The organism is Candidatus Chloroploca mongolica, from assembly GCF_004762035.2.
Classification (GTDB): Bacteria; Chloroflexota; Chloroflexia; order Chloroflexales; family Chloroflexaceae; genus Chloroploca; species Chloroploca mongolica.
The window spans coordinates 1-9,615 of the sequence record NZ_SIJK02000101.1 but is presented as its reverse complement, the minus strand read 5'-3'; the positions used below and the strand labels follow the sequence as shown (position 1 = coordinate 9,615).

Sequence of the window (9,615 nt, the reverse complement as noted above, 5' to 3'; positions counted from 1 at the left end):
AGGTTCGGTGCATACCTGTGCGCTGACAAGCGAGGGTGACATCCGCTGCTGGGGCAATAATGACTTCGGCCAGACCACGGTGCCCGACGGCCTCGGCACGGTGACGCAAGTTAGCGCGGGCGGCAGCTATACATGTGCCGTAACGACCGAGGGCACCGTGCGCTGCTGGGGGCGCGATGACGTCGGCCAGAGCACAGTGCCCGACGACCTTGGAACCGTGGTGCAGATCAGCGCGGGGGCGAATCACACCTGTGCCGTGACGACCAACGGGGCACTACGCTGCTGGGGTGACAATTACTTTGGTCAGAGCACGGTGCCGGACGACCTCGGAACCGTGGCGCAGATCAGCGCGGGGTGGGATCATACCTGTGCCATAACCACCGACGGGGCACTACGCTGCTGGGGTGACAATTCTTACGGCCAGAGCACACCACCCTATGAACCCCTGCGGGTGCGCTTGGCAACCATTCGTGGGCGCGTGCTGCTCAACGGACGCGGTCTGGCCGCTGTGCCATTGACGCTCTCCGATGGGGTCAGTACCACCCAGACTGATGCCACCGGAGCCTACACGTTCACCGAGATCCTCCAGCGCCCGCTTTATCTGACTCCTTCGCGACCAGGGTATCGTTTTGTGCCAATCTCCCGCAGGCTTTTGCTAACCGGCAACCGTGCTGATCAGGATTTTGAGGCGCTCTACGATGCGCAGATGACCCTCAATTATAGCCAGGGTGCACCAGGGAGTACCTTTGTGATCACCGGCACCGATATGCCACCGGGGCAGATGGTACAGTTCAGCGTCAATGGCGAGCCGCTTGGCGAACCACTGCGCGTCGGGGATGATGGGCAGATGATCCTGCTCATCGCAACCGACCCTGAAGCGGCACCCGGCTTCTACGTGGTGGTGATGCGCATTGAACCCGTGCCCCCGTCCCAGTTGCCCACCTCAGTGCAACGCCACTATCAACTCGTGACCGAAGGGCCAGAAGCCATCGTACGGCAGCCTCCCCCAGCGATCCAGGCACCCACGCTGACCGTGCCAGCCACGGTAGAAGGCTTTGCGCAGCGACCACACATCTACCTGCCGTTCGTCGGCCCTGAAATACGCGATATCCCGTGGGATGAGGCCCGCCGTACGGGCGAAGCATCCGCTGTTCCGTGGGATGATGCCCACCGTCAGCGTTGATGCGCACACCGCCTGGGGGCGGGTAACGGCTTCGCCGCCACCCGCCCCCAGATCATCTCAGGTAGCGAGGTGTTGGCTGGCAACGCCCTGGCCCCCCACCCCCTTTTGAAAGGCCAGGGGCGCACGGCAGGGTGCCAACGCCATCAATGTCATTCCGAACGGAGTGAGGAATCTTCGCTGCGGCGCATGGAAGACCCCTCGCTCCGCTCGGGGTGACACGGCGGGCGCAGCGGAGTGACAAGGAGAATGCCTTGGGGTGGCAAGGGCGCACGGCAGGGTGCCAACGCCAGCCATGTCATTCCGAACGCCGTGAGGAATCTTCACTGCGGCGCTCGGTTGCCGCGTCGCCTTCGGCTGGCAGCGCTCCACGATCGGTGTGTTCCCATCAGCGGAGCAGCACTGGCCATGACCCGCACGTCATATGACCCCCCCCCCAAGAGGGGAGGGCGGAAAGCGCATTGGGACGCCATCCCGCAAAACCTCGCTACCTGAGAGCCCCCAATTCATCCCTGCTGACGCAAGCGCCACCAGACGAACAGCATCGCCATGCCTGCAACCGTGAAGACCAGGCCAAAGCCCGCCCCGATGAGTGAGTTCTGGCGTCCACAGTAGCCACAAAACTCGAGGAAGGTGTCGGTGGCGAAATAGCGCGCCAGCCGGGCCTCGTTTGTCAGCGCCTGCCGGGTTCCGTCATTCATCATATACAGGTAGCCTGTCGGCCATTGGCGAGTCAGATCGTCGCATTGCACGTCGCCCGATAAGGTGACAAAGACGACGACGTCGCGTGCGTTGTCGGTGAAAAAGACTTCGGTGTATTTGGTCTCTTCCCGTTCATTCAACGGGCCAAAGCCGTAGCGGATCGAGGTAGCGGAAAGCCCCTGGACTTGCTGCAGGGTTTCGCAATCCCACGCTCCTTCTTCAATCCGGGCATACGTTCGCGTGGCGCTTGCGACGTTCGCCGCTTCGTCCAGCGTGAGTTGTTGCGGCCCTGCGGCTGTCTCCACCAGATCGGGGATCAGAAAAGCCGAGACATAGAGGCCGACGACCAGCAGGATCAGGCCCATCCAGGGCAACCAGCGCTGCAGATTACGGCGTGCCTCACGTTGTTCATCAGTCAGCATGGCGTATCCCTACGGCAACATTGGCATATCAATGCCATTGGCCCGCGCAAAGGCGATCGCTTCGTCGTAGCCAGCGTCGGCGTGGCGGACGACGCCCATCCCTGGGTCGCTGGTGAGCACGCGTTCAAGGCGACGCGCCGCTTCGGGGGTGCCGTCGGCGACAATGACCTGGCCGGCGTGAAGGCTGTAGCCAATGCCCACCCCGCCGCCGTGGTGCAGGCTCACCCAGGTTGCGCCGCCAACGGCGTTGATCATCAGGTTGAGCAGCGGCCAGTCGGCGATGGCGTCGGAGCCGTCGCGCATCGCTTCGGTCTCGCGGTTGGGGCTGGCGACCGAGCCGGCATCAAGATGGTCGCGCCCGATGACGATGGGCGCTTTGACGGCACCGCTGGCAACGAGTTCGTTGAAGCGCAAGCCCGCCCGTGCCCGTTCGCCATAGCCGAGCCAGCAGATCCGCGCCGGCAACCCCTGAAACGCGACGTGCTCGCGGGCCAGGGTGAGCCAGCGCCGCAGATGGTCGTTCTCGGGGAAGAGTTCCATGATCGCCTGGTCAGTAACGTAGATGTCTTCGGGGTCGCCCGAGAGCGCCACCCAACGGAAGGGGCCTTTGCCTTCGCAGAAGAGCGGGCGGATGTAGGCTGGCACAAAACCGGGGTAACTGAAGGCCTCGGCGACACCGGCGTCAAAGGCGCGCTGGCGCAGATTGTTGCCATAGTCAAAGACAATCACGCCCTGATCGCGCCACGCAAGCAGCGTCTCAACATGGCGTGCCATCGAGTCCATCGCCCGCCGGTCATACTCAACCGGATCAGCATCGCGCAGAGTGGCGGCCTCCTCCAGACTCAACCCAGCCGGAATATAGCCGTAACGAACATCGTGCGCACTCGTCTGATCAGTCGCAATGTCGGGCGTGACGCCACGGGCCAGCAGCTCGGGCAGCGCTTCGGCGGCATTGGCGATCAGGCCCACCGACAAGGGCAACCCCTGAGCGCGGGCCTCTTCCACCCAGGTCATCGCCTCTTCGAGATTGTCGGTGGCGCGATCAAGCTGGCGGAGTGCCAGGCGGCGTTCGATGCGCCACGGATCAACGTCAACCAGCAGCGCGACACCTTCGTTGAAGGTGACGGCCTGAGCCTGTGCGCCGCCCATCTCGCCAAGGCCAGCCGTGATCACCAGCTTGCCCCGCAGACTCGGCCAGCCCTGCGCCAGCGCCAACGCGCCAAAGGTCTCGTAGGTGCCCTGCAAAATGCCCTGCGTCCCGATGTAAATCCAGCTCCCGGCGGTCATCTGACCATACATCGTCAGCCCGGCCTGCTCCCAGCGCTCGAAATTCGCCTGGGTCGCCCAGGCCGGCACCAGATTAGAATTGGCAATCAGCACCCGTGGCGCATCAGTGTGGGTGCGAAAGACAACGACCGGTTTGCCCGATTGCACCAGCAACGTCTCATCGGGATCAAGGCGGCGCAACGTCGCCAGAATCGCCTCAAGGCTCGCCCAGTTACGCGCAGCCCGCCCCCGACCACCATACACAATCAGATTATCGGGATCAAAGGCCACCTCGGGGTCAAGATTATTCTGCAACATCCGATAAACGGCCTCGATCTGCCAGTTCTTGCAGGTCAAGGCAAGCCCACGTGGTGCGCGAATCGTTCGGGTCATCGTTGTCCCTCTTTCATCCCTTATCTGACCATCATGACCTGTGTGCCTATGGTACCACGCCTTATCGAAGCGTGCCAACCCATGCCATCAACGGTAGGGCTACCACCCTACCGTTGATGGAGACTGCTGAAAAAGTCCGACCCACAGCAGGGAAATCGATGAGAACCCACATCCAAAGCACACGGATCCTGCCAGCACGGCATCACCCCGCCGCAGCGGGGTGATGATGTGATGGGCTATGATGTTTTCCTTGCGACACGGGACGGTCGCAGAGAGGGCATCGTCTTAACGATGATTAGGGTGATGATGTGATGGGCTATGATGTTTTCCTCTCGCGACGCGGGGTGGTCGCCCCGATTGGGGGATGGCCGGAGGGCCGCTGATGGGCTCGGTTGCGGAATCATAGTCTATCACCTCATCATTTCCATCACAGTTAAGACAGCAGGGGGCACCGCCGCACGAGGAAGGCACTGCGGCGGCATTGGATCGAAGCAAGGCGACGCCGTGCCCCCGCGCCCCCCGTACGGGCACGGCAGCGCCGTGCCCCAACAAAAAAAACGCGGATGTGGCGGGGGCAAACCCTTGACACGTTTGTCGCCCCAGAAGGAAACAGCAACGCAGCATACAGAATTCAGAAACCAGAATTCAGGACATCCGTGCGAACAAGGGGGGACACCACCACCCGAATACCCTGGTAGCCGTACCTGCCGCCGGGACGGGACCTGTACCGCGCCCCCCAGCGAACACTTGTACTACCATTCCACCACGACCCACCGCGCCACGGCACATCAAGATCGTCGGGTGTAAAATCTTTCACCTCTTGGTCTGCCTGGCCTGGATAGGCACGGTAGCTGCGACTGGCCCACTCCCACACATTGCCCACCATGTCCAGGGAGCCACAGGCCGCCGCGCCTGTGGGACAACAGCCCACCGGGGCGGGGCGATCTAGGCCACTCTCGTCATAGATCGCCAGATCGGGCGTTGGTTCCGCTCCACCCCACGGATACGGACGCCGCTGGCTCTGCGCGTCATAGGCTGCCGTAACGCCTGCTGCACCCGTGCCACCCGTACCTGCGGCCGCGTGCGCAGATACGTCCAGTCGCGGTCAGCCCCCACCTCCGCCGCCAGGATCAGATCCCGGTACCACCGCACCACCGCTTTCGGCTGCTCCCCCTCCTCGCGCTCGATCAGGTCGTTCAGCACCTGATCCAGCACCAGCGGCGAAGCCAACCCCATCCCCAGCATGATCGGCTCCCGCCAGCGGTCATCGGCCCGATGCTGCAACACCAGCGCCACCGGATCAGCGGCATTGAGCACGATCTCCCGCCCGGCGCAGTGCTCTTGCAAGGTCAGGTGGGCCAGCACAAAGGTCTCACGGCCATCGGGCAGCAGCAACCCACTGCGCTGCTCCATGTAGGCCAGACAACGTAGCGCGGCGTCGCCTGGCCCGGGCACCTCTGTCGTGGTAAAGAAATCAATCAGTGCCGTATAGAGATGCCCCCGCGCCAGCCGTCCGCGCCCATCGGCGGAAGTCGCCGTCGCATGGGCAGCATACGACAGCCGGTCAAGCACGGGCCGCAGATAGCTACTATCCCAGGTGGGCTGCCCTACCGCTTGCCCCAGACTCTCCCCGTTGCGCACGGCATCCCACTGCCCCAGCAAGAGTTCCATGATGCGCTCGTAGAGGTGCGGTCGGTCGCGGGGGAGTTCACCTTTGTTATAGAGTACCAGCGCCATCATCGTCAGCAGCAAGGGCGTCTCGGCCATCACCCGCAGGCGAGGGCGCGCCGCATCCACAATGGCGGCCAGCAGGCGGTCGCTTACGAGCGGAGCCTGCGCCGCTGCCAACTGCCCTTTGGCGACCAGTTCGCCATACCAGGCGGGTACAAAGTGCCGGATCTGGCCCAGCGTAAAGGGAGCCAGCGTCGCCACCGGCCATCCCAATTCTGCCCGCAGGTCATCCGTGAACGCACGGGTACGGCAGGTCAGGATAACCGGACAGCGTGGATAGCGTTGGCGCAGCATACGTACGGCCCGCAGCGTGGTCAGCCGATCTGCCACCGTCATCGGTGCAGATTTCGTTGGGTAGAATCGGAGTTACCCTTGCGATCAGACGTAGGCTGTTGCCTGCTCTGAGTATACCAACGCTGGCGTACCTTGTCACGAGGTCGTACACGTAAAACGCATACGATCTGCCTTCAATCTATGGGGGCTTTTCGTCTTTGGTATGACACGTGGGTGCCTGCGCATGCCTGAAGATGTCCTACATAATGCCCAGGATGAGGATGCCAGCCACAAAACTGAGCAGATTCATGAGCACGACCATGGACAGCACCTGCCCTTGAGAGAGATAGCCTTTCGTTACTCTGGACAGAATCCATGTCTCGTAGCTCACGGCAAATACTTCTGCACTCACGATATTGATCGAGGGAACACCACTAAACAGAATCAACGAAACGGTGATCAGGGTGATAAGCGTCAGTTGAGACAGTCGGCGGCGCTGGAGAAGCACCGGCGTGTGCTCATGCGTCAGACGAGGAAGGTACGGTCCAAGTACCAGGGCGGTTATAAACATGCTCACGCCAACGATCGCTGAGTCGCGCAGCCACCAGAGAAAGAAAAATTGCACGACCAGCACCGAAAAAACGTTGGTAAGGGCAATTAAGCCCAGTGTTTTCGCCAGGAAAAGACCAGGAACCCGGAGTACACCCAGGAACAGAGCGGCAAGACTGAGCTCCACAATCAGGGTCAGCGTCAGTGCGCGCATGAATATGGTGAAGGGTTCGCGCAGGTAGTAGTAGAAGGGTACCTCAGTCACTTCCAGATGCGTATCATACACCGTCACCAGCCAGTCGTCATAATAGAGTTGCGGCTCTGTCAAGCGCCCACTGGTCAGGGTCGCACGCTCAAGATGGATCACCACTTCATAGTCTGGACTGGGCGTCACGATGGCATCGTCTTCAAGCGATTTCAGATCGCTCAAGCCATAGCTAAAGATTCCATAGCCAAATGTTATGTGACACTGATTTCTGGTACACAGAAGGTCTTCTCTTTGCACATTCCACAGATCACCCGGAAACGGCTTGCCGTTAATGAACAGATTCAATGCTATGAAGGTCTCAGGATGGGTTGTTTTGTAGATAATATAGATATGCTGATCATGGGGTGTATCGAATAGTCCAATCGGATTAGCATACGCAACACGCCCTGGAACCCAAAAAATCATCAGCATCGCGATGAAACAGAGGAGAGCAGCACCGTGCCGGAGGAATGCACGGCGCGTGGTTGGACGATCACGCCATCGGTACCGTGATAGGCTGGATGGTACAGGTTTCATGTCAAGCCGCTCCATCTCCTCCTCCCGTCCAGCAACTCCATTGCCCGGTTGCCTGGCTCCAGGTTCGCTTGAGTGGGTGATACCTACACGGGCTTACGGCATAGAGGTACGAACGCATCCCGGGGGTGCTGGCGACCGGCTGGGCGACCAGGGGCAAGGTCGCATAGCGTCGCCGCCAGACCGCGTAGCGCAGCGCGATCTCGCTGCGGTAGGCGCGGAGCAACGCCGCCTGCATGGTGGGCTCAACGGGCTGGGGGGAGCCGGTATAGGTCATCAGGTAAAAAAACTGGTTGGTGACCTTGTCCCCGGTGATCACATCACCGATCCGCACCTGTGCGATCTGATTAAACGCACCCAGATTCACCCCACCGGCTTGCTGGGACTGATCAATCGAGGATGGGGGAGGGCGTTCCGGCTCGCGCATATGAACTACCGCCACAAAATCTGATTACCATCAATGGGGCAAATCTCTGCGTAGTATACTACCATGTTAGGATGGGCCATTGCGTTTTCGGCTTCATCGTGTAGCGCGGGCTTCCAGCCTGCGTGCAGATCGTAGCGCTGCCTTCCATGCGGCAACCCGTAACGCCGCATGGAAGGCGGCGTTAACTTCAAACCTTCGCGCCTTCGCGCCTTTGCGTCAAACAACCTGCCTTCTTTGCACGCTCTTGGCTTGAAGAGCGGACAGAAACCGTGTTCGTTGCCGCAAAAGAACGCAAGGGAACGCAAAAAACAAGTGGCGTGATCTGAATCAGGCACGCGCTCACTCCTCATAGAGGCGATAATCCCTCGGCATACACCACCTCACGCAAGATCACCGGGCGCAAACGCGGCTTGATACTCTCCATCAGAACCAGATCAACGGGACGGCCAAAGGTGTCTTCGAGCCAGAGCTTGACATCCATGTAGCAATCAAACGACGGCTGTTCCAGATCAACCAGGAAATCAAGATCACTGTCGGGGCGGGGCGTTGCGTGCCGATATGAGCCGAAGAGGCCAAGCACACGAACGCCACGCCCACGCAACCAGGGCTGATGGCGTTCGAGTTCAGCCAGTACTTCGGTGGCAGTCCATTGGCGTCGCGGAGTTTGCACACGGCACTCCCTTCAGACATCGCCCTCCCCTACGCTCGCGGTGGACGGATCGTCTTTCAGATGGGGATACTGCGTTGATTGTACCATACCCAAGGCCACGAGCAGTTCGTCGCGCCGGGCGAGCATGGCCGGGGTCGCCGCCGCGCCTGCTGCTTCCAGGTATAACTCGATGGCGACCAGTTGCTCCGCCAGCCCCTCGTGCCCAGCCCCCAGGGTGCCCGGTGCGGCCTGCGCAGGGCGCAACGCCACCGGCAGGTTGGCATCCAGACGGCTCGCATAGAAGAGCGGCTCCTGCACCAGCGGGTGGCCGCCAGTGACGATGTGCCGGGCCTCGGCGGGCACGGTCGCTCGTAGGTACGCAAAGAGGTCAAAGACCCCCACCGCTGGCCCGCTGCCCCCGGCCCGCCCGCGCAACGCCGCCAGCAGGTGCAACCCAAACGGCGTGTGCTGCGGATCGCTCGCCGCGACCGCCCCCGCCTGCTGGTCAGGACGCGCCGAGGAGATGACGACCTGGCCGCTGCCCGTTCCCAACGGGCGATAGAAGTCCGCAGGCGGGGCCGCGCCCAGGAGCGCCGCCGCGTCCCCACTGAGCACGGCGTCCCCGATGCCCCCGGCGTGACAGCAGTTCAGCACCACCACCAGGCGTTGCGCTCGTTGGCGCACCTTCGCCAGCGCCTGCTGCACGCACGTCGCATCCAGGCTCGTCGCCGCCAGATCCTGCCGATCCGCATCATACGGCAGCAACGCAAACTGCGTCCCATACTGCACGCCGTGCCCGGCAAAAGCCACGAACACCGTGCCCACCGCACGCTCAGCCAGGTCGTCGAGCGCCGCCAGGATCGCCGCCCGCGTGGCCTGCGCATCCAGCAGCACGCGCACCTGCGCCGCCGGATACGCCGCCGTGAGGGGATCGACCAGCACCTCACCCAGCACCCGCATATCATTGGCCGTCGTGCCACGCGGCACGGTCAACCCCGCCGTGGCGTAGCGCCCAACCCCGATGAGCAGCGCATGCCCAAAGCTGAAATGCACGCCATCGGCACTCAGCGTCGGATCCGTGATCTGCCGGGACGGGGCCGCCGCCGCCGCTGCGTCCCCAGGCAGGCGAGGTTCAGGTGGCACGCGCCCTAGCGACGGCACCCCGTCCCGCTTGATGATCGTCTGATCCCTATGTGCTAGACTACCTTTGGACACCATGCTCCCAAAAACCCGTTGCATGCA

General features: G+C 62.0%; 8 protein-coding genes and 1 pseudogene. 1 reads left to right on the top strand and 8 read right to left on the bottom strand.

Annotation, left to right across the window (positions count from 1 at the left end; translation table 11 throughout):
- Positions 1 to 1,183: PGS family Ig-like domain-containing protein (locus tag EYB53_RS24225; protein WP_503827074.1), on the top strand; the 1,183-nt coding region annotated here is incomplete at its 5' end.
- A gap of 503 nt (positions 1,184 to 1,686) precedes the next feature.
- Here the strand turns inward: EYB53_RS24225 and EYB53_RS24220 are convergent.
- The 8 genes and pseudogenes from EYB53_RS24220 to EYB53_RS24190 form a co-directional block, all read right to left on the bottom strand.
- Positions 1,687 to 2,304: a hypothetical protein gene (locus EYB53_RS24220; RefSeq protein WP_135481995.1), complete on the bottom strand. Its 618-nt coding sequence runs from the start codon at positions 2,302 to 2,304 to the stop codon at positions 1,687 to 1,689.
- Positions 2,305 to 2,313: 9 nt separating this feature from the next.
- Complete coding sequence (gene hutU / locus EYB53_RS24215) at positions 2,314 to 3,963, bottom strand: urocanate hydratase (protein ID WP_135481993.1); 1,650 nt, start codon at positions 3,961 to 3,963, stop codon at positions 2,314 to 2,316.
- Between the two features lie 631 nt (positions 3,964 to 4,594).
- On the bottom strand, positions 4,595 to 5,062 hold the full coding sequence (locus EYB53_RS26815) for a formylglycine-generating enzyme family protein (protein ID WP_135481997.1): 468 nt from the start codon (positions 5,060 to 5,062) through the stop codon (positions 4,595 to 4,597).
- Between the two features lie 230 nt (positions 5,063 to 5,292).
- A pseudogene (locus EYB53_RS27045) lies at positions 5,293 to 5,700 on the bottom strand (hypothetical protein); the annotation flags it as partial.
- 526 nt (positions 5,701 to 6,226) lie between these two features.
- Complete coding sequence (locus EYB53_RS24205; RefSeq protein ID WP_209949639.1) at positions 6,227 to 7,300, bottom strand: hypothetical protein; 1,074 nt, start codon at positions 7,298 to 7,300, stop codon at positions 6,227 to 6,229.
- A 1-nt stretch (position 7,301) separates the two neighbouring features.
- Positions 7,302 to 7,724, bottom strand: coding sequence for a hypothetical protein (locus tag EYB53_RS24200; RefSeq protein WP_135481988.1), 423 nt, complete (start codon positions 7,722 to 7,724; stop codon positions 7,302 to 7,304).
- A gap of 346 nt (positions 7,725 to 8,070) precedes the next feature.
- Positions 8,071 to 8,394 (bottom strand): nucleotidyltransferase family protein, encoded by a 324-nt coding sequence (locus EYB53_RS24195; RefSeq protein ID WP_135481985.1) that lies wholly within the window; start codon positions 8,392 to 8,394, stop codon positions 8,071 to 8,073.
- Between the two features lie 12 nt (positions 8,395 to 8,406).
- Positions 8,407 to 9,615 (bottom strand): caspase family protein (locus EYB53_RS24190; RefSeq protein ID WP_135481983.1); only part of this gene is annotated, 1,209 nt, incomplete at its 5' end.

Bases quoted from the DNA above. Each gene is read 5' to 3' on its own strand.
- hutU (WP_135481993.1), bottom strand. From the start codon at position 3,963: ATGACCCGAACGATTCGCGCACCACGTGGGCTTGCCTTGACCTGCAAG.
- EYB53_RS24205 (WP_209949639.1), bottom strand. From the start codon at position 7,300: ATGAAACCTGTACCATCCAGCCTATCACGGTACCGATGGCGTGATCGT.
- EYB53_RS24200 (WP_135481988.1), bottom strand. From the start codon at position 7,724: ATGCGCGAGCCGGAACGCCCTCCCCCATCCTCGATTGATCAGTCCCAG.
- EYB53_RS24220 (WP_135481995.1), bottom strand. From the start codon at position 2,304: ATGCTGACTGATGAACAACGTGAGGCACGCCGTAATCTGCAGCGCTGG.